Source organism: Pseudomonas sp. PS02290, assembly GCF_029960075.1.
Classification (GTDB): Bacteria; Pseudomonadota; Gammaproteobacteria; order Pseudomonadales; family Pseudomonadaceae; genus Aquipseudomonas.
In genome coordinates, this window is the sequence record NZ_JASCOY010000002.1 from 18,616 (window position 1) to 39,768 (window position 21,153).

The 21,153-nt window shown below is 59.6% G+C and carries 23 protein-coding genes and 1 tRNA gene; 14 read left to right on the plus strand and 10 right to left on the minus strand.

The window, feature by feature from the left end:
- Positions 1-5: 5 nt before the first annotated feature.
- The 3 genes from secB to QMX88_RS01540 all read right to left on the minus strand — a co-directional run bounded on the left by secB (position 6) and on the right by QMX88_RS01540 (position 1,246).
- On the minus strand, positions 6-500 hold the full coding sequence (gene secB, locus QMX88_RS01530) for a protein-export chaperone SecB (protein ID WP_192171285.1): 495 nt from the start codon (positions 498-500) through the stop codon (positions 6-8).
- 76 nt (positions 501-576) lie between these two features.
- Positions 577-831, minus strand: a complete 255-nt coding sequence (gene grxC / locus QMX88_RS01535) for a glutaredoxin 3 (protein WP_192171286.1) — start codon at positions 829-831, stop codon at positions 577-579.
- Between the two features lies 1 nt (position 832).
- Complete coding sequence (locus tag QMX88_RS01540) at positions 833-1,246, minus strand: rhodanese-like domain-containing protein (RefSeq protein WP_192171481.1); 414 nt, start codon at positions 1,244-1,246, stop codon at positions 833-835.
- 161 nt (positions 1,247-1,407) lie between these two features.
- Here QMX88_RS01540 and gpmI point away from each other — a divergent pair, with 161 nt between their 5' ends.
- The 4 genes from gpmI to QMX88_RS01560 all read left to right on the plus strand — a co-directional run bounded on the left by gpmI (position 1,408) and on the right by QMX88_RS01560 (position 6,568).
- Complete coding sequence (gene gpmI / locus QMX88_RS01545; protein ID WP_282365552.1) at positions 1,408-2,943, plus strand: 2,3-bisphosphoglycerate-independent phosphoglycerate mutase; 1,536 nt, start codon at positions 1,408-1,410, stop codon at positions 2,941-2,943.
- A 138-nt stretch (positions 2,944-3,081) separates the two neighbouring features.
- Positions 3,082-4,404 carry a murein hydrolase activator EnvC family protein gene (locus tag QMX88_RS01550; protein WP_282365554.1) on the plus strand — a complete coding sequence of 441 codons (1,323 nt, stop codon included), beginning with the start codon at positions 3,082-3,084 and terminating at the stop codon, positions 4,402-4,404.
- Between the two features lie 30 nt (positions 4,405-4,434).
- Positions 4,435-5,766, plus strand: coding sequence for a S41 family peptidase (locus QMX88_RS01555; protein WP_192171289.1), 1,332 nt, complete (start codon positions 4,435-4,437; stop codon positions 5,764-5,766).
- A 1-nt stretch (position 5,767) separates the two neighbouring features.
- A complete protein-coding gene (locus QMX88_RS01560; RefSeq protein ID WP_282365557.1) occupies positions 5,768-6,568 on the plus strand; it encodes a divergent polysaccharide deacetylase family protein in 801 nt (266 codons plus the stop codon).
- Positions 6,569-6,602: 34 nt separating this feature from the next.
- Here the strand turns inward: QMX88_RS01560 and QMX88_RS01565 are convergent, their stop codons facing one another.
- From QMX88_RS01565 to QMX88_RS01595, 7 genes are all read right to left on the minus strand, one after another.
- Positions 6,603-7,358 (minus strand): substrate-binding periplasmic protein, encoded by a 756-nt coding sequence (locus QMX88_RS01565; protein WP_282365559.1) that lies wholly within the window; start codon positions 7,356-7,358, stop codon positions 6,603-6,605.
- A 201-nt stretch (positions 7,359-7,559) separates the two neighbouring features.
- Entirely contained in the window at positions 7,560-8,330 is a 771-nt protein-coding gene (hisF, locus tag QMX88_RS01570) for an imidazole glycerol phosphate synthase subunit HisF (RefSeq protein WP_282365561.1), read from the minus strand.
- A 170-nt stretch (positions 8,331-8,500) separates the two neighbouring features.
- Positions 8,501-9,238 (minus strand): 1-(5-phosphoribosyl)-5-[(5-phosphoribosylamino)methylideneamino]imidazole-4-carboxamide isomerase, encoded by a 738-nt coding sequence (gene hisA, locus QMX88_RS01575; RefSeq protein ID WP_282365563.1) that lies wholly within the window; start codon positions 9,236-9,238, stop codon positions 8,501-8,503.
- 92 nt (positions 9,239-9,330) lie between these two features.
- Positions 9,331-9,591 (minus strand): DUF2164 domain-containing protein, encoded by a 261-nt coding sequence (locus QMX88_RS01580; protein ID WP_037016295.1) that lies wholly within the window; start codon positions 9,589-9,591, stop codon positions 9,331-9,333.
- Positions 9,591-10,229: an imidazole glycerol phosphate synthase subunit HisH gene (gene hisH, locus QMX88_RS01585; protein WP_282365567.1), complete on the minus strand. Its 639-nt coding sequence runs from the start codon at positions 10,227-10,229 to the stop codon at positions 9,591-9,593. Before hisH ends, QMX88_RS01580 begins: the two co-directional genes overlap by 1 nt.
- Positions 10,229-10,822 (minus strand): imidazoleglycerol-phosphate dehydratase HisB, encoded by a 594-nt coding sequence (hisB, locus tag QMX88_RS01590; protein WP_065987388.1) that lies wholly within the window; start codon positions 10,820-10,822, stop codon positions 10,229-10,231. The genes hisH and hisB overlap by 1 nt, the downstream gene beginning before the upstream one ends.
- Before the next feature lie 292 nt (positions 10,823-11,114).
- Positions 11,115-12,776 carry an OFA family MFS transporter gene (locus QMX88_RS01595; protein ID WP_192171295.1) on the minus strand — a complete coding sequence of 554 codons (1,662 nt, stop codon included), beginning with the start codon at positions 12,774-12,776 and terminating at the stop codon, positions 11,115-11,117.
- 330 nt (positions 12,777-13,106) lie between these two features.
- Here QMX88_RS01595 and QMX88_RS01600 point away from each other — a divergent pair, with 330 nt between their 5' ends.
- The 10 genes from QMX88_RS01600 to QMX88_RS01645 all read left to right on the plus strand — a co-directional run bounded on the left by QMX88_RS01600 (position 13,107) and on the right by QMX88_RS01645 (position 20,872).
- The gene (locus tag QMX88_RS01600; RefSeq protein ID WP_282365595.1) at positions 13,107-15,335 is read left to right on the plus strand and encodes an AsmA family protein; all 2,229 of its coding nucleotides are present in this window, start codon (positions 13,107-13,109) and stop codon (positions 15,333-15,335) included.
- Between the two features lie 135 nt (positions 15,336-15,470).
- Positions 15,471-16,538 (plus strand): A/G-specific adenine glycosylase, encoded by a 1,068-nt coding sequence (gene mutY, locus QMX88_RS01605; protein WP_282365597.1) that lies wholly within the window; start codon positions 15,471-15,473, stop codon positions 16,536-16,538.
- Positions 16,535-16,807, plus strand: a complete 273-nt coding sequence (locus tag QMX88_RS01610; protein ID WP_192130801.1) for an oxidative damage protection protein — start codon at positions 16,535-16,537, stop codon at positions 16,805-16,807. The genes mutY and QMX88_RS01610 overlap by 4 nt, the downstream gene beginning before the upstream one ends.
- A 102-nt stretch (positions 16,808-16,909) precedes the next feature.
- A tRNA-Phe gene (locus QMX88_RS01615) sits at positions 16,910-16,985 on the plus strand.
- A 207-nt stretch (positions 16,986-17,192) separates the two neighbouring features.
- The gene (locus QMX88_RS01620; protein ID WP_282365601.1) at positions 17,193-18,398 is read left to right on the plus strand and encodes a tyrosine-type recombinase/integrase; all 1,206 of its coding nucleotides are present in this window, start codon (positions 17,193-17,195) and stop codon (positions 18,396-18,398) included.
- Positions 18,399-18,403: 5 nt separating this feature from the next.
- On the plus strand, positions 18,404-19,261 hold the full coding sequence (locus tag QMX88_RS01625; protein ID WP_282365602.1) for a hypothetical protein: 858 nt from the start codon (positions 18,404-18,406) through the stop codon (positions 19,259-19,261).
- 105 nt (positions 19,262-19,366) lie between these two features.
- The gene (locus tag QMX88_RS01630; RefSeq protein WP_282365604.1) at positions 19,367-19,630 is read left to right on the plus strand and encodes a helix-turn-helix transcriptional regulator; all 264 of its coding nucleotides are present in this window, start codon (positions 19,367-19,369) and stop codon (positions 19,628-19,630) included.
- A complete protein-coding gene (locus QMX88_RS01635; RefSeq protein WP_282365606.1) occupies positions 19,630-20,286 on the plus strand; it encodes a hypothetical protein in 657 nt (218 codons plus the stop codon). Before QMX88_RS01630 ends, QMX88_RS01635 begins: the two co-directional genes overlap by 1 nt.
- Positions 20,283-20,636: a hypothetical protein gene (locus QMX88_RS01640; RefSeq protein ID WP_282365608.1), complete on the plus strand. Its 354-nt coding sequence runs from the start codon at positions 20,283-20,285 to the stop codon at positions 20,634-20,636. Before QMX88_RS01635 ends, QMX88_RS01640 begins: the two co-directional genes overlap by 4 nt.
- Positions 20,633-20,872: a hypothetical protein gene (locus tag QMX88_RS01645; protein WP_282365610.1), complete on the plus strand. Its 240-nt coding sequence runs from the start codon at positions 20,633-20,635 to the stop codon at positions 20,870-20,872. The genes QMX88_RS01640 and QMX88_RS01645 overlap by 4 nt, the downstream gene beginning before the upstream one ends.
- Positions 20,873-21,153 lie beyond the last annotated feature (281 nt).

Here is a 21,153-nt window from a genome sequence, read left to right on the forward strand (position 1 = left end):
AACGCTTACTGAACGGTAGGCGTTGGCGTTTCGCCGCTTTCCTGCATGCGTTGCAGTTCTTGCGCGTACAGGGCGTCGAAGTTCACCGGCGCAAGCATCAGCGCAGGGAACGAGCCACGGACAACCAGGCTGTCGATGGTTTCGCGAGCGTACGGGAAAAGAATGTTCGGGCAGAACGCGCCCAGGGTGTGGCTCATCGAGCTGGCATCCAGGCCCTTGATCAGGAAGATACCGGCTTGCTGGACTTCAGCGATGAAGGCGATTTCGTCGCCGTTCTTCACTTCGACCGACAGGGTCAGCACGACTTCGTAGAAGTCATTTTCCAGCTGCTTCTGGCGGGTGTTCAGGTCCAGGCTGACGCTCGGGGTCCATTCTTGACGGAAGATCGCCGGGCTTTTTGGCGCTTCGAACGACAGGTCGCGGACGTAGATGCGTTGCAGGGAAAACTGCGGTGCTTCTTCTTCGTTGGAAGTGGCGCCGTTATTCGGTTGATCAGTCATCTCAGATCCTTACATTGGGGTCTTGTAGGCTTCCGGGCTGTGCAAAAAACCATCGTTTCCACATCCCGGTTCGAATTCAGGCGCTCAGCAGCTTATCCAGCTTGCCGGCGCGCTCCAGCGCGAACAGGTCATCGCAACCGCCAACATGGACCGGGCCGATCCAGATCTGCGGAACCGAGGTACGCCCGGATTTTTTAGTCATTTCAGCGCGAATCTGTGGCTTGCCGTCGACCTTGATCTCTTGGAAGCCGACACCCTTGCCCGCCAGCAACGACTTGGCGCGGGAGCAATAAGGGCAGTAATCGCTGGAGTAGACGACGACGTCGGTCATTTCACTTCACCAGCGGCAGGTTGTCACCGCGCCATGACGAAATACCACCGGACAGCTTGGCGGCGTTGAAGCCCGCTTTCAGCAGTTCGCGTGCGGTATGGCCGGCGTGCTGGCCAGCTGCGTCGACGATGATCAGGGTTTTAGGCTTGAATTTCTCCAGCTCCGCAGTGCGGGTCAGGATTTTGTCCTGGGGGAAATTCACCGCGCCGACGATGTGGCCGGCAGTGAAGTCTTTCTTGGCGCGGACGTCGATGACAACGGCTTCGTCGCGGTTGACCAGAGCGGTCAATTCGCCGGTGCTCAGGCTGCGGCCGCCTTTGCTAAGCTCGGTTGCGATCAGCAGGCCCAGCAGGATGACGAAAGCACCCGTCAGCAAATAGTGATTCGTGGCAAATTCAATCAGGTGAGCAACCATCATCAGGTTCCAGGGCGTTAAAATGTCGGCCAGTATACACAGCACCCAAGGTCGGCCAAAGCCCGTACCGCAGTGACGTCGTTTAGCTTGTTGCCGATTTGAACTTGTCCCTAAACTGTCGATCTTTTTTCTACTTCACCTATTAGCCAAGAGTGGGATTCATGACTACCACGCCTAAACCTTTGGTTCTGATCATCCTGGACGGCTTCGGTCACAGCGACAGCCACCACGGCAATGCGGTCTACGCAGCGAAGATGCCGGTCTTCGATCGCTTGTACCAGACCATGCCAAACGGCTTGATCTCCGGGTCCGGCATGGATGTCGGTCTGCCTGACGGGCAGATGGGCAACTCCGAAGTCGGCCACATGAACCTGGGCGCCGGCCGCGTGGTGTATCAGGACTTCACCCGCGTGACCAAAGCGATCCGCGACGGCGAGTTCTTCGAAAATCCCGCCATCTGCAAAGCGGTCGATCAAGCGGTCGGCGCCGGCAAGGCCGTGCACATCCTCGGCCTGTTGTCCGACGGCGGCGTTCACAGCCATGAAGATCACCTGGTGGCGATGGTCGAGCTGGCCGCCAAGCGCGGCGCCGACAAGATCTACCTGCACGCCTTCCTCGATGGTCGCGACACGCCACCGCGCAGTGCCCATCAATACCTTGAGACCATGGAAGCGGCTTACGCGCGCCTGGGCAAAGGTCGCACCGCCACGATCATCGGCCGTTACTTCGCCATGGACCGCGACAATCGCTGGGACCGTGTCGAATCCGCCTACAACCTGATCGTCGACGGCACTTCGGAATTCCACGCCGACAACGCCAAGGCCGCGCTGGACGCCGCTTATGAGCGAGGCGAGAACGACGAATTCGTTAAAGCCACCAGCATCGGCGCGCCGGTGACAGTCGAAGACGGCGACGCGGTGGTGTTCATGAACTTCCGTTCCGACCGCGCCCGCGAACTGACCCGCGTATTCGTCGAAGACGATTTCGCGGACTTCGCCCGTCGCCGTCAGGCCAAGCTGACCGGCTTCGTCACGCTGACCAAGTACGCCGCCAACATCGACGCACCCGCGGCGTTCGAAAAGGCCGGCCTGCACAACGTGCTCGGCGAATACCTGTCGAACAACGGCAAGACTCAGCTGCGCATCGCCGAGACCGAGAAGTACGCCCACGTGACGTTCTTCTTCTCCGGCGGCCGTGAAGAACCCTTCCCCGGCGAAGAGCGGATCCTGATCCCTTCACCAAAAGTGGCGACCTATGACCTGCAGCCAGAAATGAGCGCGCCGGAAGTCACCGACCGAATCGTCGACGCCATCGAGCATCAGCGTTACGACGTGATCGTCGTCAACTACGCCAACGGCGACATGGTGGGCCACAGCGGGATCATGGAAGCAGCCGTCAAGGCCGTTGAGTGCCTGGACGTCTGCGTCGGGCGCATCACCCAGGCGCTGGAAAAAGTCGGCGGAGAAGCGCTGATCACGGCCGACCACGGCAACGTCGAACAGATGACCAACGAGGAGACCCACCAGCCTCACACCGCTCACACCACCGAGCCGGTGCCGTTCATTTATGTCGGCAAGCGTGACCTGAAGGTGCGCGATGGCGGCGTATTGGCGGACGTCGCGCCCACCATGCTGACGCTGCTCGGCATGGAAATCCCGCAAGAAATGACCGGCACGTCGATTCTGGTCGCCAAGTAAGCCTCTCGAACCGGTCTGCCAGTCGCTGGCGGGCCGGTTTTGTATGAAATCTCTGACGGCCAAGTCGTCCGAGCGTTTTTTTTGCAGCCACCGCCGGGCATACTAGTCCCGTCTTCACTCCTGGTATCGCCCAACCTCATGCTTCGCGCCCTGATCACCCTCGCTTTGATTTGTATGCTCAATCCGGCCTTCGCCGACGATGATCGCGCACAAACGCAGAAACAGCTGGATGCCACGCGTCAGGACATCACCGAACTGAAGAAAGCGCTGAGCCAGCTGCAGGAAGAAAAGTCAGGCGTTCAGAAAGACCTGCGCTCCACTGAAACGGAGATGGGCAAGCTGGAAAAGCAGGTGGAGGCCCTGCAAAAAGAACTAAAAAAGACTGAAAGCGAGCTGCAACGGCTCGACCAGGAGAAAAAAAAACTCCAAAGCGCACGCGTTGAACAACAACGACTGATCGCCATTCAGGCCCGCGCTGCTTACCAGAGCGGCCGCCAGGAATACCTGAAGCTGCTGCTCAATCAGCAGAACCCAGAGAAATTCGCCCGCACCCTCACCTATTACGATTACCTGAGCCAGGCGCGCCTGGAGCAGTTGCGCAGCTTTAATGAAACCCTGCGCCAGTTGGCCGGCGTCGAGAAAGACATCGACCTGCAGCAAGCGCAGCTCCTGGTGCAGAAGAGCTCGCTGGATGACCAGAAAGCCCAGCTCGATACCGTGCGCCAGGAACGGCAGGTAGCGCTGGCCAAGTTGAATCAGGACTACAAGGTTCGCGACCAGAAGCTGCAGTCGCGGCAGCAGGATCAAGCCGATCTGACCAAGGTCCTCAAGACCATCGAAGAAACCCTCGCCCGCCAGGCCCGCGAAGCCGAAGAGGCGCGCCAGAAGGCGTTGCTCGCGCAGCAAGAGGCCGAGAAACGACAGCGCGAGCAGGAAGCGCTGGCGAAAAGCCGTGAAAAAGACAACAGCAAGGACGACAGCGATGAAGCCCCGCGTCGCCCGACCAAGGCGCCCGGCGCGATGGTTTCCAGTGCCGGTCAGTCGTACGGTGGCGCTTTTGAGCAAGCGAGGGGAAAACTTCCTTGGCCGGTTGATGGTCGATTGTTGGCGCGATTCGGTGAAAGCCGTGGCGATGACGAGCGCACCAAGTGGGACGGCGTGTTGATCAGTGCCGCTGCAGGCAGCCAGGTCCGCGCCGTGCACGGCGGTCGGGTGGTCTTCGCCGACTGGTTGCGCGGCGCCGGGCTTCTGGTCATTCTCGACCACGGCAATGGTTATTTGAGTCTGTACGGTCACAACCAGAGCCTGTTGAAAGAGGCCGGTGACGTCGTAAAAGCCGGAGAAGCGATCTCCACTGTCGGTAACAGTGGTGGCGGTCAGGACACTCCGGCGTTGTATTTCGCTATTCGTCAGCAGGGTCGCCCTAGTGATCCGGCCCAATGGTGTCGCACTCAAGGATAAGTCGACACCTCACTCAGGAGTTCGTAAGACATGCTGTTTTCGTCCCGCCTCACCTCGCTGGCCCTGACTATCGCCGTCGTTATCGGTGCTCCTCTGGCCCAGGCTGCCGGTGCCGCCCCTGCTGCTGCGCCAGCCGCCACTGCGCCCGCCAATGCCGCGAACATCAAGGCGCCGCTGCCGCTCGACGAGCTGCGCACCTTCGCCGAGGTCATGGACCGGATCAAAGCCGCGTACGTCGAACCCGTAGATGACAAGACCCTGCTGGAAAACGCCATCAAGGGCATGCTCAGTAACCTCGATCCGCACTCCGCTTACCTGGGTCCGGAAGATTTCCAGGAGCTGCAGGAAAGCACCAGTGGCGAGTTCGGCGGGCTGGGCATTGAAGTGGGCGTCGAAGACGGCTTTGTAAAAGTCGTCTCCCCCATCGATGACACCCCTGCGTCCAAGGCAGGCATTGAGGCAGGTGACCTGATCGTGAAGATCAACGGCACGCCGACCCAGGGCCAGACCATGCAGGAAGCCGTGGACAAGATGCGCGGCAAGCTCGGCGAGAAAATCACCCTCACGCTGGTTCGTGACGGCGGCACCCCGTTCGACGTGACGCTGGCGCGCGCCACCATTCAGGTCAAGAGCGTGAAGGCGCAGATGCTGGAGCCGGGTTACGGCTACATCCGCATCACCCAGTTCCAGGTCAAGACCGGTGAGGAAGTGGGCAAGGCGCTGGCCAAGCTGCGCAAAGACAACGGCAAGAAGATGAGCGGCCTGATCCTCGACCTGCGCAACAACCCGGGCGGCGTGTTGCAGGCGGCAGTTGAAGTGGCTGACCACTTTCTGACCAAGGGCCTGATCGTTTACACCAAGGGCCGCATCGCCAACTCCGAACTGCGTTTCTCGGCAGACCCGGCCGACGCCAGCGAAGGCGTGCCTCTGGTTGTGCTGATCAACGGCGGCAGCGCCTCGGCGTCGGAGATCGTCGCCGGTGCCTTGCAAGACCAGAAGCGCGGCATCCTGATGGGCACCGATACGTTCGGCAAAGGCTCGGTGCAAACCGTTCTGCCCCTGGCCAACGACCGCGCGCTGAAGATCACCACGGCGCTGTATTACACGCCGAACGGCCGCTCGATTCAGGCTCAGGGCATCAACCCGGACATCGAAGTCAAACGCGCCAAGCTCACCGCCGAAGCCGATGGCGACAACTACAAAGAGGCCGATCTGCTCGGTCACTTGGGCAACGGCAACGGCGGCGCGGACAAACCGACCACCAAGGCCAAGGCTGGCAAGGCGCGTCCGCAGGACGATGACTACCAGATGAACCAGGCCCTCAGCTTGCTCAAGGGTTTGAGTGTCACGCGCGGCAATTGAGATGCGCGTCTGGTTGACCGGGCTTATTTGCGCCCTTGCCGTCACAACGGGTGCTGCACACGCAGCGCCCACCGAATCCCCAGCGACCGCCGGCAAAGCGCCGAAGGTCGCCTATCTCAGTCTGATCATCGACGATCTAGGGCAAAACCCTGAACGGGACAGCCGCGCGCTGGCCCTTCCCGGCCCCGTGACGCTGGCGATCATGCCCGACACCCCCCACGCCACCGACTTCGCCCGCCAAGCGCACAAGGCTGGCAAGACAGTGATGCTGCACATGCCCATGGACCCGGCGACCGGGCCCTACGCCTGGCATCCCGAACTGCCGCTGCCCGAACTCGAATCGCGCCTGAACGCCGCGCTGCTGAAAGTCCCCTACGCCGCCGGCATCAACAACCACATGGGCAGCCGCATGACCGCTGAGCCGGTGGCCATGGGCTGGCTAGTAGGTGAGCTGCAGCGACGTCATCTGTTTCTGGTCGACAGCCGCACCAGCGCCAAAACCGTTGCGGCGGCTGAAGCGCAGAAGATTGGGCTGGCCAGCGTGTCGCGGGATGTTTTCCTCGACGACGAGCGCACTGCGGAGGCCATCAGCGGCCAGCTTCAGACGGCGATCAAGCTCGCTCACAAGCAAGGCTCGGCCGTAATGATCGGCCATCCCTATCCGGTGACGCTCGACGTGCTTGAGCGCGAGCTGCCCAAGCTTAAATCCCAAGGTATAGAGCTGATCGAGATCCGCCACATGGTCACTGAGCGCGGAAATGAGGCGATGGCCGGCCATGGCAAGAACGGGCGTTATCGCTAGGCCGAAGGCGCTTCGCCAGAGGTCCGAGAAGTGATCAGAGGTATTTGGCGAAAATCGAATCGGCCACGCCTTCCTTGCGGAGCTGATCCAGCGCGTTTTGCAAGCGGGTGACTACGGCATCGGGGGTGTCTTTGTTCAGCGCCAAAAACAGTTCGGCGCTGTTGAAGCGCAGCACGGTCTTCAATCCCGTAATGCCCTCCTGCCGCGCCAGGTACCGCCCCGCCGGATCGCCGGTGGCCCACAGATCGAGCTGACCATCGACCAGCTTCCTGGCGTTGTCTTTGTCGCTGAGCACGGTGATCGGCTTCATGCCCTGACGCGCAAGCTCCACTGCGATGGCGTCGCCCTTGTAGGCCCCGATTCGGTAAGACCGCGCGGCCTCAAGCGTGCTCAGCTGGATTGGGCTGTCAGCCCGCGCCAGAAGAATCCAATCGTCGGGGCCAATGGGGCCGACCCACTTGAAGAGCGTTTCGCGCTCGGGCAATCGCGCAGTCACAAAGACGCCGTAGCCGGGATTGTCCATCGCAAGTTTGTAGATGCGATCCCAAGGGAAGCGCAGGGTCATGTTGTAGCCGATACCGGCGCGCTTGAAGGTCTCGCGCACCACTTCGACGGCGATGCCCTTGATGTTGGCTTCCTGGGCGAAATTCTTGCCGTCGGTGGCCATGTTGTAAGGGGGGAAGTTTTCGGTCAGAAGGACCATCGAATAGGCCGGTGCATCGTCGGCCCGGGCGGCTCCTGACAGCAACGTCGCGACGCTGATCAGTGCAAGAAAAACACCTTTGAACATATCCCTGGCACCTGATCCTGACGACGGCAAGAGAGTGCCGTTAACGATCTGCAAAGTCCAGTTCGGCGGTAGGCATGGTCGTTTTCAGAGCAGGTCGGTCATGACCCCACCGCGGCGCACGCCCCCAATGTGGGAGCGAGCTTGCCCGCGAATAGTGCTAGACGGCCGCCGATATTCAGCGGCTGAACGGCCGGAGGCGCCTCAGCGAACCACGATCCCTTGGGCCGCCATGTACGCCTTTGCTTCTGGCACGGTGTATTCGCCGAAGTGGAAAATACTTGCTGCCAGCACGGCGCTGGCGTGGCCTTCCAGCACGCCGGCGGCCAGATGCTCAAGATTGCCCACACCACCCGATGCGATGACCGGGATGCCAAGGGCATCGCTGATCGCCCGGGTCACGCCCAAGTCGAAACCGTTCTTCATGCCGTCCTGATCCATGCTGGTCAGCAGGATTTCGCCAGCGCCCAGGTCTTCCATCTTCTTCGCCCACATCACCGCGTCCAGGCCCGTCGGCTTGCGACCGCCGTGGGTAAAGATTTCCCAGCGCGCTGTTTCACCGGGCAGCGAGACCTTCTTGGCATCGATGGCCACAACGATGCACTGCGAGCCGAAACGGGCAGCGGCTTCGCCGACGAACTCAGGGTTGAATACCGCAGCGGTATTGATCGACACCTTGTCGGCGCCGGCGTTGAGCAGGTTACGGATGTCCTGCACCGTGCGCACGCCGCCGCCCACGGTCAGCGGAATGAACACCTGACTGGCCATGCGCTCGACGGTATGCAGCGTGGTGTCGCGGCCATCGACGCTGGCGGTGATGTCAAGGAAGGTAATCTCGTCGGCACCCTGCTCGTCATAACGCCGGGCGATCTCGACCGGATCACCGGCGTCGCGGATGTTCTCGAACTTCACGCCCTTGACCACACGGCCGTTGTCGACGTCGAGGCAAGGGATGATGCGTTTGGCGAGGGCCATGGGCCGGTTCTCCGAAAACGGTTGGGAATCTGCCCAACATCACAGCTTCTGAATTTGGTGCACGCTTCTGTAGGAGTGAGCTTGCTCGCGATAGCGGTCTATCAGACGTATGTTTGCTGACTGACACGGCGCATCGCGAGCAAGCTCGCTCCTACAGGCGAGCGTGCCAGTCAGCCTTTGTACGAATCACAAAACGCCTGTGCTTCAGCCACATCCAGCGTGCCTTCATAGATCGCGCGGCCGGTGATTGCGCCGATGATGCCCGGTGCCTTGGCGTCGAGCAGCGCTTTGATGTCGCCCAGGTTATGAATGCCGCCCGAGGCGATCACCGGAATGCGGGTCGCGGCGGCCAGCGCGGCGGTGAACGGGACGTTGCAACCCTGCATCATGCCGTCTTTGGCAATGTCGGTATAAACGATGGCCGAGACGCCGTCGGCTTCGAAGCGCTTGGCCAGATCGATCACCTGCACGGTGCTGACTTCAGCCCAGCCGTCGGTGGCGACAAAGCCGTCTTTGGCGTCCAGGCCCACGATCACTTTGCCCGGGAACGCACGGCAGGCTTCGGCGACGAAGTCAGGGTCCTTGACCGCCTTGGTGCCGATGATCACATAACTCACGCCGGCTTTGACGTAGTGCTCGATGGTGTCCAGCGAGCGGATACCGCCGCCGATCTGGATCGGCAGATTCGGGTAACGACGCGCAATCGCCGTCACGACCTCGCCATTGACTGGTTGGCCTTCGAACGCACCGTTCAGGTCCACCAGGTGCAAGCGACGGCAACCGCCTTCAACCCACTTGGCAGCCATGCTCACCGGATCATCGGAGAACACCGTGGAATCTTCCATCCGGCCCTGGCGCAGACGTACACAGGCGCCATCTTTAAGGTCGATCGCGGGAATAATGAGCATTCTTTTTCCTTCGTCAAAAGAGCTGCGAGCCGCGAGCTATAAGCTGCAAGTCTGCGCATCTAACCATTCTTGCTGCTTGAAACTTGCCGCTTCTAGCTGCTTTTCTCCAACGCCCACAGGTCGCTTTCGATGCTTTCGAAACGCTCCTTGAGGTGCGTCTGAACATCGAAGATCGCCCGGTTGTAGTAATGCGGTGCGATCTCGCGGGTGAACAATTCCAGAATTTCAGCCGCTTCAAACGAACCCAGGTCCAGTTCGAAACGGTCTTCCATGAACCGCTTGATCGTGTGGCACGCCTCGCTCTCCTGTTCGGGAGTGAGGGTCAGAATCGGCGGTTTGGTCTTCTTGCTCATTACCGGCGGCCGTCCCACGCCGCGAAGTTCTGCAGCAACTGCAGGCCATGGGTATGGCTCTTCTCGGGGTGGAATTGCACGGCGAAGCGCGAGCCATCGGCCAATGCAGCGGCGAAGTCGTGACCGTAATGGCCACGACCAACGATCTGCTGGGGGTTCGGCGATTCGATGTAGTAGCTGTGCACGAAGTAGAACCGCGCCATGTCCGGAATGTTGGCCCAGAGCGGGTGATCCACGGCCTGCGCCACTTCATTCCAGCCCATGTGCGGGACTTTCAGATGCTGGCCGTCTTCGTGGAGATCCTTGCCGAAGAAACGCACCTGACCGGGGAAAGTACCGATGCAGTCAACGCCGCCGCTCTCTTCGCTACGCTCCATCAGCGCCTGCATGCCGACGCAGATCCCGAGAAACGGACGGTCCTGGCTGACTTCACGCACCAGAGCATCGAAGCCCAGGCGACGAATTTCCGCCATGCAGTCGCGAATCGCACCAACACCGGGAAACACGACACGATCAGCTTCACGAATGACCTCGGCATCGCTGGTGATCAGCACGCGACCGGCGCCGACGTGCTCCAGCGCCTTGGCCACCGAGTGCAGATTGCCCATGCCATAGTCGATAACGGCAACGGTCTGCATTACAGCACGCCTTTGGTCGACGGCATCTGGCCAGCCATGCGGTCGTCAAGCTCCACCGCCATGCGCAACGCACGGCCGAACGCCTTGAAGACGGTTTCGATCTGGTGGTGGGTGTTGTGGCCGCGTAGGTTGTCGATGTGCAGCGTGACGTTGGCGTGGTTGACGAAGCCCTGGAAGAACTCCTGGAACAGGTCTACATCGAAGCCGCCAACGGTGGCGCGGGTGTACGGCACGTGCATTTGCAGGCCAGGCCGACCGGAGAAGTCGATGACCACGCGCGACAGCGCTTCATCCAGGGGGACGTAGGCGTGGCCGTAGCGACGGATGCCTTTTTTGTCGCCGATGGCTTTGCTGAACGCCTGACCCAGCGTGATGCCGACATCTTCCACGGTGTGGTGATCGTCGATATGCAGGTCGCCTTTGCATTCGATGTCCAGATCGATCAGCCCGTGACGGGCAATCTGGTCGAGCATGTGTTCAAGAAAAGGAACGCCGATATCGAATCGGGACTTTCCTGTGCCATCCAGGTTGATCGAGGCTTTGATCTGGGTTTCCAGAGTGTCGCGCTCGACGAACACCATACGTTCGGCCATCACCAGCTCCGCAAAATCATTGGGCGAAAAGGCGGCCATTATAGGCGTGTGGCAGGGAAACAGAAACATGAAGCGAGCAATGCCGGACCGAGGGAAATGCGGGCCGCATGGGATAGACATGTGTGTACAAGCGAAGACATTTCGGAAAAAAAGTGGGAGCGAGGTTGCTCGCGACGAGGTCCTTACATTCGACATATCTGTCGACTGTCTGACCGCCTTCGCGACCAAGCTCGCTCCCACCCTCACACCAACGGGTTCAGCCTGAAATCTTCAGACCGATCCCGCCATGGTTTTAGTGAAACAGCACCGCAGTTTTCTGCAGAGTGATCCACACGCCCCACGCCAACGGAATGCCCACTGCCAGCCAGGCCAGAATCGCCAACGGCTTGGTGCTCGGGTCCGCTTTCCATTCCAGCGAAGTGCTGTGGTCAGCGCCGGCATCGTGACCGATGGCTTGCTCAGCCTTCAATTGCTCGTCGGTCATGAAGTATTTGTCGGCCACAGGACGCACCAGCAGGTTGCAGATAAAGCCCAGCACCAGCAGACCCGCGAGGATGTACAAGGTGATGTCGTAAGCATCGGCCCGTGCAACGCCGTGGCTCAACTGATACTCACGCAGGTAGTTCACCAGCACAGGGCCGAGCACGCCAGCGGCCGCCCATGCGGTCAGCAGACGACCGTGGATCGCACCGACCATTTGCGTACCGAACAGGTCAGCCAGATAAGCCGGAACGGTCGCGAAACCGCCGCCGTACATCGACAGCACGACGCAGAACGCCGCCACGAACAGCGCAACGCTGCCCAGGTGACCCAGGGTCGGCACCGACGCGTAGAGCAAAAAGCCCAGCGCGAAGAACACGAAGTAGGTGGCTTTACGGCCGATGTAGTCCGAGAACGAAGCCCAGAAGAAACGACCGCCGATGTTGAACAGGCTCAGCAGACCGGTGAAGCCGGCCGCGATCGCCGCGATGGCCGCCAGTTGCGAGGCATCCAGTTGGCCGAACGGCTGATCGGTGCCTAGCAGCTTGCCGCCGAACACTTCCTGCAGCAGGGGCGAAGCCATGCCGAGGATGCCGATGCCTGCCGAAACGTTCAGGCACAGCACCAGCCAAACCAGACGGAACTGAGGCGTTTTCCACGCAACACTGACGTGCACATGGCGGTTGGTGATCATCGCGCTGTTGGCTTTCTTCGCCGGAGCGGTCCAGCCTTCAGGTTTCCAGCCAGTCGGCGGAACGCGATAGGACAGTGCGCCGCCGATCATGAAGATGAAGTAAATCACCGCCATCACCACGAAGCTCTGCCAGACGCCAACGCTGTCAGGCGTAGCGAAGTGGCTCATCAGTGCGGTTGCCAACGGAGCGCCAACCATCGCGCCACCGCCGAACCCCATGATCGCCATGCCGGTCGCCATGCCGCGCTTGTCCGGGAACCACTTGATCAGCGTCGAAACCGGCGAGATATAGCCCAGGCCCAGACCAATACCGCCGATCACGCCCGAGCCGATCCACATCAGCCAGATCTGGTGCGTATAAACGCCCAGGGCCGAGATCAGCAGACCGCCACACCAGCACAGTGCCGAGACGACACCGGCCTTGCGCGGGCCTGCGTGTTCCAGCCAGCCGCCCCAGATGGCTGCGGAGCAACCCAGGAAAATGAAGAACAGGGTGTAGATCCAGCCGAGCATGGAGATCGGCCAATCACAGCTGGACGAAACGACTTGCTCGAAGAAACCCATGTCAGCCGGGCAGGCAACAGCGGTCTTGATGCCGATTGCCTTGGACAACGGCAGCCAGAACACCGAGAAGCCGTAGGCCATGCCGATACACAGGTGGATTGCCAATGCAGCTGGCGGAACCAGCCAACGGTTGAAACCGCGTTTGGCGATAATGCGCTCTTTGGACAAGAACGCAGGCTGAGCGGCAGTACCGCCCAGAGCAGTGCTCGTGGTCATTTGATTGTTGCCCCCAATTTATAGTTGTATCCCGCAAGAACAGCGACATAGTCCCGCCACCACTCTTAAAGCACGCAGGCCTCGGTGGTTTATCGGCAGAACATCTCTTTACGTGACAATTCGACGCAGCAAGGCTGGCGAATGGCGCGAGATTACCATTTGCAGCGTAAAAGAAAGCAATCTGCTACTACCTTTTTCGCGCCGTTTGTCACCGTTCTGGGCGCTGCCAATTCGAACGACGGCGTCGGTGGCGATCCAAAACCCGGTGCTTGCCTGAGAACGCTATACTCGCGGGCTAAATTTTGAACGACTCGACACAAGGACTCGCCCATGAAAGCGTTCGGCAAAATCCTGGGGCTCACCCTTCTCGGGCTGTTGCTGATCATCGTGGCTCTCGGCTTTGCCTTGACCCACTTTTTTGATCCCAACGACTACAAAGACGAGATTCGAAAACTGGTTCGCGATCGCGCTCACGTCGAGCTGACGCTCAATGGCGATATTGGCTGGAGCCTGTTTCCGTGGTTGGGCCTGGAGCTGCACGACGCCAGCGTCGCCACCTTGAGCGAGCCGACCAAACCTTTCGCCGACTTGCAGATGCTCGGGCTGTCCGTGCGTGTGCTGCCGCTGCTGCGCAAGGAAGTGCAGATGAGCGACGTGCGCGTCGAGGGCCTGAACCTGACGCTGACCCGCGACGAAAACGGCCACGGCAACTGGGAAGACATCGGCAAAGTGCCTGCCACCGCGGGCAATCCAGCCCAGCCCCCCGCCACGCCGGATGCGCCAGCTGATACCGCGTCGGCCAAGCCCGACAAGCAGTGGCAGCCGCTCAAGCTGGACATCGACAGCCTGACCGTGAACAACGCGCGGATCGATTTCAACGATATTCCCAAGGCCCGGCAATTCAGCGCCGAGAGCATCCAGTTGAGCACGGGGCCGATCCACAACGCGACTGACATCCCGCTGAAACTCACCGCATTCCTCAGCACCAACCAACCCGTCGTGCGCACCAAAACCGAACTGACCGGCAAGCTGCGTTTCGATCGCGTGCTCAAGCGTTACCAGTTCGACGACATGCGTTTCTCGGGTGATGTGACAGGCGATCCGCTGCAGGGCAAGACGCTGACGTTCTCGGCCCAGGGCCAGTTGCTGGCAGACATGTCCGCCAACGTCGCGGAATGGACCAATCTGAAGCTGTCCGCCAATCAACTGCGCGCCATCGGCGAGCTGCACGTTCGTGACCTGGACAAGACGCCGCAGCTCACAGGCGGCATTTCGATTGCCCAGTTCAACCTGCGCGACTTCCTCGACAACATCGGCCAGCCCGCGCCAGCCCTTGGTGACGGCAGTCTGAACAAACTGGAACTGGTCACCCGCATCGCGGCGACGCCCAACAGCGTCTCGCTGGATGACCTGACGGTGAAACTCGACGACAGCACCATCACCGGCCATGTCGCTGTGGAAGACTTCGCCAAACAGTCCCTGCGCCTTCAACTCAAAGCCGATACGTTCAACGCCGACCGCTACCGTGTGCCAGAGGGTGAACAGGCGAAGAGCGCCGGCGCCGCGCGCAGAGCAGAAGTTCAAGGTGCCGAGGCCGAAGCCATGGTGGCCTCGGGCACTTCGCCGCTGCCGAACCAGCCGACCCAAGGTGCATGGAGCGACGCGAAGCTTCTGCCCCTCGAGCGCCTGCGCAAACTGGATGTCGACGCCGACCTGAGTTTCGGCAAGCTGACGCTGGAAAAACTGCCGATCCAGAATGCGGCGCTGAAGACTTCTGCGCTCGATGGCGTGATCACGGTCGACAGCCTGCGCGGCGATTTGTACAACGGCAATTTCGAGGTCAAAGGCAATCTCGACGCGCGTCCCGAAGTGCCCTTGGCCAGCGTGCAGACGCATATCGCCAAGGTGCCGGTGGAGCACTTCATTCAGAGCCAGGGCACCACGCCGCCTCTGCGCGGCCTGCTCAACCTCACCAGCGATGTGACCGCCAAAGGCAACAGCGAGAAGGCGCTGGTCGAGAGCCTTAACGGCACCGCCAGTTTTGCGCTGAACGACGGCGTTCTGGTCAACGCCAACCTCGAGCAGCAGCTGTGCCGTGGCATTTCGACGCTTAATCGCAAGAGCTTGAGTGGCGAACCGCGCGGCAAGGACACCCCCTTCCAGCAGTTGAACGGCAACCTGGTGTTCCGCAACGGCGTGGCCAGCAATCCGGACCTGAAAGTTCGCACGCCGGGCCTGACCGTCAACGGCGATGGCGACATCGACTTGCGTGTTATGGGCATGAACTACCGTGTCGGCGTGATCATCGAAGGCGACAAGAGCGACATGCCGGACCCCGCCTGCGAAGTGAACCCGCGCTTTGTCGGCATTGAATGGCCGGTGCTCTGCCGTGGCCCGCTTGAAATGGGCGCCAAGGCCTGTCGTCTCGATAACGACGGCTTGGGCAAAGTCGCCGCGAAACTGGCAGGCGACCGGATTGGCGACAAGATTGATGAAAAGCTGGGGGACAAGGTCAGTCCCGAGCTCAAGGATGCGATCAAGGGATTGTTCAAGCGTTAACCCTGACTAACAGGCGCCGCGCCGTTCAGTTGTGGGAGTGAGCTCACTCCCACATTCATTTTGGCTGACCTCCCACAGCGCGGCGTCTGGCGACGTATATAGCAAGCCAACATCTTTTGATCACCGGAAGCCTTGATGCAACCCGAGCAGTTCTCCTCCGCCGTTCTCGACTGGTACGACCGCCACGGCCGTCACGATCTTCCCTGGCAACACGACATCACCCCGTACCGCGTGTGGGTGTCGGAAATCATGCTGCAGCAAACCCAGGTCAGCACGGTGCTTGGCTATTTCGACACATTCATGGAAGCGCTGCCCACGGTGCACGCTCTGGCCGAAGCACCGGAAGATGAGGTCCTGCATCTGTGGACCGGGCTGGGCTACTACACCCGCGCGCGCAACCTGCAGAAAGCCGCGAAAATCGTGGTGGCCGAGCACGGCGGTGAATTCCCCCGCGACGTGGAAAAGCTCGTCGAGCTGCCCGGTATCGGCCTCTCGACGGCAGGCGCGATTGCCAGTATCAGCATGGGCCTGCGCGCGCCGATCCTCGATGGCAACGTCAAGCGCGTACTCGCCCGCTTCACCGCCCAGGAAGGCTATCCCGGCGAGCCCAAGGTGGCGAAGCAGATGTGGGCCACGGCCGAGCGCTACACGCCGCACAGCCGGGTCAATCACTACACCCAGGCGATGATGGACCTGGGCGCCACGCTCTGCACCCGGACCAAACCCAGCTGCCTGCTCTGCCCCCTTGAGCGCGGTTGCGAAGCGCACATGCTGGGTCAGGAAACCCGCTATCCCATCCCGAAGCCGCGCAAGGTCGTGCCGCAAAAACGCACCTTGATGCCCATCTTCGCCAACCACGAAGGCGCGATTCTGCTTTATCGCCGCCCTTCGACCGGGCTGTGGGGCGGACTGTGGAGCCTGCCGGAACTGGACGACTTCAATGACATGCAGCATCTGGCCAATCAGCACGCCCTTGAGCTGGGCGAGCATCAAGCCTTGCCGGGCCTGATCCACACGTTCAGCCACTTTCAGCTGAGCATCGAACCCTGGCTGGTCCGGGTCCGTGAGTCCGCCCATCACGTGGCCGAGGACGACTGGCTCTGGTATAACCTCGCCACCCCGCCGCGCCTGGGCCTTGCCGCCCCGGTGAAGAAACTGCTGAAACACGCAGCCGACGTATTGAATGCAGGAGAGTCCTCATGACCCGCACCGTGATGTGCCGCAAATACAAAGAAGAATTGCCTGGCCTGGACCGTCCGCCGTATCCGGGCGCCAAAGGTGAAGACATCTACAACCATGTCTCGCAGAAAGCCTGGGGCGACTGGCAGAAACACCAGACCCTGCTGATCAACGAGCGCCGCCTGAACATGATGAACGCCGAAGATCGCAAATTCCTGCAGACCGAGATGGACAAATACCTGTCCGGCGAGGAATACGCCAAGGCCGACGGCTACGTTCCCCCTGCCGAATAAGCCTTTGCAGACAGCGGTCGTCGTAAGCGGAGGAAATAATTCAGATTTTTTTCGACACCATGCTTGACGACCTCCTGAAAAACACGTTTAATGCGCCCCGTTGCCCAGATAGCTCAGTCGGTAGAGCAGGGGATTGAAAATCCCCGTGTCGGCGGTTCGATTCCGTCTCTGGGCACCACCTTCCGTTTTCAGGTGATGCCAAGCACACCTGAAAGCACACAAGAAGCCCGCCTCGTGCGGGCTTTTTGCTTTCTATGGTTCCCCACCATTCCCTTGTAAGCCCAAACAGATGTGAGTAGATTCGTGAGTAGATCCAGTTCGGTCTAGAAATCTACTCACACAAGCTGGGACAACGCCCGCCCGGCGCAGCATGCAGGGGGCCTCGTTGCCACTTTCCGATACCACCATCCGCACCGCCAAACCAAAGGACAAGCTATACCGGCTCACCGATGCCAATGGCCTTTGCTTAGAAGTGGCGCCGTCCGGGTCAAAGCTGTGGCGGTACCGTTATCGCTTCAACGGCAGCGCGAAGATGCTGGCTCTCGGCGCATACCCTGCGGTGACGCTGCTCAAGGCACGTCAGATGCGTGATGAGAGCCGTCAGCTCCTGGTGGATGGAATTGACCCTGGTGAGCAGAAGAAAGCATCCAGACAGGCACAGAAGGTTGAGGGTGTGACTTTCGAAACCCTTGCTAGAGAGTGGTTTGCCTATAACGCGCCTCGCTGGGCGGACAGCACGACCTATAAAGCGAAGCTGTACCTCGATAACGATCTGATCCCGGTTATTGGCACGCGGGCTGTCAAAGCAATTACTCGGCCCGAGTTGGTGGACCTGGTACGCAAGGTGGAGGCGCGAGGAACGCTGAACGCCGCCGGCAAGATTCGCCAGTGGCTTCATCAAATATTCCGGTACGGGCTGGCCAAGGGTGTGGTTGACGCCAATCCAGCAACCGACTTGAACGTGGTGGCAGCTCCGACAAAGGCCGCTCGTCATCACCCGCACGTCCCATTCGCAGAACTGCCTGAACTGCTGGAAAAGTGCGACTCGGCCAAGATCCACGCACTGACTCGCCATGCCATTCATTTGCTGGTGCTCACGGCAGTTAGGCCCGGGGAGCTGCGCCAAGCCCCATGGGCTGAGTTCGATTTGGACGCAGCTACCTGGACGATACCTAAAGAGCGAATGAAGGCCCGACGCGCCCACATCGTCCCCCTGCCCCGTCAGGCTGTTGCCATCCTGCGTGAGATCCACCAACTTACTGGCAAATATTCGCTGGTGTTCGCCGGCGCGAACCCAGATCGGCCGCTTAGCGAAAATACGGTCAACAAAGCTCTTCGAGTTATGGGCTACGCCGAACGGCAGACCGGCCATGGTTTCCGCCATCTGCTCAGCACCGAGCTCAACGGTCGCGGCTACAACAAGGACTGGATCGAACGCCAGCTGGCACACGGTGACAGCGATGAGATTCGAGGGACATATAACCATGCAGCCTACGTCGAGCAACGTCGGGAAATGATGCAATCGTGGGCGGATAGCGTCGACCTCATTTGCAAAAACCAGACAAAAAGTCCTTTGAAGTTGGTGGGTTGATAGCCATGACAGATTTACCCGAGTCGGGAAAACATCACCCGGAACTGATGGAAGTCGATTTGGATTGGATCGACAAAATAGAATCGACATACAAAATGCCAAATTTTGGGGTCGGTGCTGCGTCCCTTAAAGCCGTCGCATGGATGATTGTTAAAGACATGTGGGTGATGGGAGATTTGGTTGTGGACTGTCTTGAAGAGGAATTTGATGGTGACGAGAATTCGCCAGAGTTCCTCGTGGCCCTCAAATCTACGCATGACGTATTCGTTGAACGGCTAGAGCGCTCTATTCAGCGAGGGCACCTCAAAACCGTCTTAACGATCCGCGACTTCGACGACAACATCGACGCGGGTCGCACCTATGTAGACGGGCATGAATTGATGTGCTGGCTTGAGGATCGGGGTTATTCGGCAGGTGACCACATCGAATCTTGGATGGAGGGCGAGGAGAAAATATCTCAGAAGCTCAGCGAGGAATCTCTATTCCTAAGAACATCAAACAAAGATCCCTCCACCATGACTTTCTTGAGCCGTAGCCGCGTAGAAGACGGTGAAAAGGATATCGAAAAAATCATGACGGCGTACAAATCGGTGCTGATCGAAAATCAGGTTCTCAAGGAAAAGATCGAGCACCTCAATCGGCAATCGAAAAAGCCTGAACCCGAAATGAATGCAAAGTCTAGAACTACGCTTCTTTTGGCTATAGGGGCGATTTGCAACGAGTTCAACGTATCTCTCGACAATAGAAAATTTGCTCCGAAAATCACAGAAATGGTGGAGCGACTCGGAGTCAAAGTAGATCCCAAACCCTTTAGGGATCTTCCACCTATGATTAATGAGGCGATCGCGCGTCGAAAAAGCTAAAACTGCGGATTTCCCATTTCCTACGGGGAAATCCCCTTTCTCAGAGATCGCTAGCCACACCATTGCCATCGTCGATTACCCAAACCGCCCTAGGAGGCGCAGACGATGGCAAACACAGCCGGCCACAACCGAACAGCAGCACGACAACCCGTCCTCACACCCGGTGACAAGCCGAATATCCAATTCATCAAACGCCAAAGGGTTGAGTCGATCACCGGCCTGTCCTGCACCGAGCTTTATCGCCGCATCGCCGCCGGCACTTTCCCTAAGCAGGTCTCCCTAGGGCCAAAATCTGTCGTATGGGTCGAAAGCGAAATTCTGGCCTGGTGTGATGCCCGCATCGCTGAGAGCCGCGGGGAGGCAGCGTAATGGCCGCTATCAACGACGGTCCTTTCATCTACCGGGAAGATGGAAATACGTTTGCTGTGAACAAGGCCGGCCTCTTCAACGCTTCGGTACTCCAGTCAGAAGCGAGCGATCCGCGGATTGTGGATTTCCTTTGTCGGAACGTTCAAGCGGTATCCGGCATTGCAGAATCAGGTGAGCACTCATTGCCCTCGCAATTCCGCGACTCGCAATACGTGCGAGTACAAACTGCGAACTACCTGCGGGCGCTGACGGACGCCGGAATAGTCGAGTTTGTGCCCGGCACACCTGGACGAAAATCTCGCATGGTTAGCGGTGGCAGCCATAGCATCGGAGAGGTGGACCTAGGCCCGGGATATTGGCTACACACCGATTTGGCGATTCCGTTTGCGGAACAGAAAGAAGGCCGCATCTCCCCAAACGAGAGAAAACCTCTGGTCGAGTTTGTGAAACGCGCACTGAGCAACGCGGGCGTAAAGTCGGCGAAACGGGAAGGCCCAAGAAGCGCTGCCAAACTGTTCTCAGCCGGCGTGTCTGAGAAATTGCAGAAGATGCTGAAGGCCGCTGATGCGTCGCTGATCGAGGCTGGCGAGTCGTTCGATGACCGACGCGAAGCACTGGCCAATTTTCTCAAGTCGGTGAAAGGAGGCCAGAAATGAAAAAGGCCACCCGTTCCGTAGAACAAAGCAGCCAGTCGCAGGGCGATATTACCACCACCGAGGCACCGAACAAGATCTGTCGTGTGCTGGCGTATCTCATCACCGGGAAAAGCCTCAACCGCTTCGAGGCCGAACGCATCGGCGAACACTGTCTGCACTCGACTATCAGCCGCCTAACCAACCATTACGACATGACATTCGCCCGGAAAGCGGAGTCGGTACCGAATAATTGGGGCCGGCCTTGCCGCGTGGTCCGGTATTGGTTGTCCGCGAGCGAGCGCAAGCGCGCCACGGTGCTGCTGTCCTTCCTATCGAGCACCGCTGGCCAACGTCGCGAGCTAGCAGCATGAGCCGTTACGAAGGTCACAAGGTGCAGGATCATCAGGGCTATCTGGTCGAAGAGCTGCTTCCGAACCTGGTGGATTACGCGGGTCGCAGCAATGCGCCGGCTGAAGTCGTTGTGATGGCTGCGTTCCTGAGCCTCGCAACCATCCTGCAGAGCAAAGGGCTGTGCCGCGAAACTCTGATGAAAGCGATCGACGCGGCGGCACTCCAAGCCGGCGAGTCTGAGTGGGGTGCGCACTGATGGCACTAAAGAATCATGACGAACGGCAGATAACTTCTGTTGCAAGGCTTCGTGCTGCTATGTATCTTCACCCCATCGCTGCAAATTCAGCGATCCGGGTGTGGAAGCCTGGCAAGCATGAGGAGCACAAGCTCCACCTACCAGCGCGGAGTTTTTTTTCGCCTGCAGTTTATGGTGGTGCTGTGCGGGAGGACTTCGGTCCTGTCGGGTTCCTTTTGCCCCGATCTTCCACACCCGTACAGCGCTACCGCCTTTCATGTGGAAGTGAAAACGGTAGCTCC

Bases quoted from the DNA above. Each gene is read 5' to 3' on its own strand.
- secB (WP_192171285.1), bottom strand. From the start codon at position 500: ATGACTGATCAACCGAATAACGGCGCCACTTCCAACGAAGAAGAAGCA.
- grxC (WP_192171286.1), bottom strand. From the start codon at position 831: ATGACCGACGTCGTCGTCTACTCCAGCGATTACTGCCCTTATTGCTCC.
- QMX88_RS01540 (WP_192171481.1), bottom strand. From the start codon at position 1,246: ATGGTTGCTCACCTGATTGAATTTGCCACGAATCACTATTTGCTGACG.
- gpmI (WP_282365552.1), top strand. From the start codon at position 1,408: ATGACTACCACGCCTAAACCTTTGGTTCTGATCATCCTGGACGGCTTC.
- QMX88_RS01550 (WP_282365554.1), top strand. From the start codon at position 3,082: ATGCTTCGCGCCCTGATCACCCTCGCTTTGATTTGTATGCTCAATCCG.
- QMX88_RS01555 (WP_192171289.1), top strand. From the start codon at position 4,435: ATGCTGTTTTCGTCCCGCCTCACCTCGCTGGCCCTGACTATCGCCGTC.
- QMX88_RS01560 (WP_282365557.1), top strand. From the start codon at position 5,768: ATGCGCGTCTGGTTGACCGGGCTTATTTGCGCCCTTGCCGTCACAACG.
- QMX88_RS01565 (WP_282365559.1), bottom strand. From the start codon at position 7,358: ATGTTCAAAGGTGTTTTTCTTGCACTGATCAGCGTCGCGACGTTGCTG.
- hisF (WP_282365561.1), bottom strand. From the start codon at position 8,330: ATGGCCCTCGCCAAACGCATCATCCCTTGCCTCGACGTCGACAACGGC.
- hisA (WP_282365563.1), bottom strand. From the start codon at position 9,238: ATGCTCATTATTCCCGCGATCGACCTTAAAGATGGCGCCTGTGTACGT.
- QMX88_RS01580 (WP_037016295.1), bottom strand. From the start codon at position 9,591: ATGAGCAAGAAGACCAAACCGCCGATTCTGACCCTCACTCCCGAACAG.
- hisH (WP_282365567.1), bottom strand. From the start codon at position 10,229: ATGCAGACCGTTGCCGTTATCGACTATGGCATGGGCAATCTGCACTCG.
- hisB (WP_065987388.1), bottom strand. From the start codon at position 10,822: ATGGCCGAACGTATGGTGTTCGTCGAGCGCGACACTCTGGAAACCCAG.
- QMX88_RS01595 (WP_192171295.1), bottom strand. From the start codon at position 12,776: ATGACCACGAGCACTGCTCTGGGCGGTACTGCCGCTCAGCCTGCGTTC.
- QMX88_RS01600 (WP_282365595.1), top strand. From the start codon at position 13,107: ATGAAAGCGTTCGGCAAAATCCTGGGGCTCACCCTTCTCGGGCTGTTG.
- mutY (WP_282365597.1), top strand. From the start codon at position 15,471: ATGCAACCCGAGCAGTTCTCCTCCGCCGTTCTCGACTGGTACGACCGC.
- QMX88_RS01610 (WP_192130801.1), top strand. From the start codon at position 16,535: ATGACCCGCACCGTGATGTGCCGCAAATACAAAGAAGAATTGCCTGGC.
- QMX88_RS01625 (WP_282365602.1), top strand. From the start codon at position 18,404: ATGACAGATTTACCCGAGTCGGGAAAACATCACCCGGAACTGATGGAA.
- QMX88_RS01630 (WP_282365604.1), top strand. From the start codon at position 19,367: ATGGCAAACACAGCCGGCCACAACCGAACAGCAGCACGACAACCCGTC.
- QMX88_RS01635 (WP_282365606.1), top strand. From the start codon at position 19,630: ATGGCCGCTATCAACGACGGTCCTTTCATCTACCGGGAAGATGGAAAT.
- QMX88_RS01640 (WP_282365608.1), top strand. From the start codon at position 20,283: ATGAAAAAGGCCACCCGTTCCGTAGAACAAAGCAGCCAGTCGCAGGGC.
- QMX88_RS01645 (WP_282365610.1), top strand. From the start codon at position 20,633: ATGAGCCGTTACGAAGGTCACAAGGTGCAGGATCATCAGGGCTATCTG.